The 405-nt window shown below is 46.4% G+C and carries 1 pseudogene; it reads right to left on the reverse strand.

What is annotated here, in order from left to right:
• Nucleotides 1-405, reverse strand: a pseudogene (locus ADM33_RS11515) (hypothetical protein); the annotation flags it as partial.

Genomic DNA, 405 nt, shown 5'->3' on the forward strand with positions numbered 1-405 from the left:
ACCTTAGCTTTTTCGGCATCTGTAAGAGCTGATGGGTTCACTACTGGTGTGATTGCTGGATCTTTAGTTGCTACTTTTGGTGCACTTTCATCTGATGTCTTACCATCTTTGCTTGCTTTAGCAGTAACTGGGCCTGCTGGGATTTCAACTGTTGGAGTGATGCTCACTTTGCCATCTTCTCCTGCTGTTGCTTCACCAATCTTGCTGCCATCCTTGTCGAACAGCTCTACTTTAGTACCTGGGTCTACTGTTACTTCAACTGGAGTCTTAGTACCCGCTTTACCTGTAAGGTCTGTTGTAACAACTGGTTTACTTGGTTTAGCTGAAGTTTCTGGGGTCGCTGCCGTAGCTTGAACTGGATCGCTCGCTTCAGGCGTTTGACCATCTTTGCTTGACACAACAGTC

This window comes from Streptococcus oralis (assembly GCF_001075875.1).
GTDB classification, from domain to species: domain Bacteria; phylum Bacillota; class Bacilli; order Lactobacillales; family Streptococcaceae; genus Streptococcus; species Streptococcus oralis_I.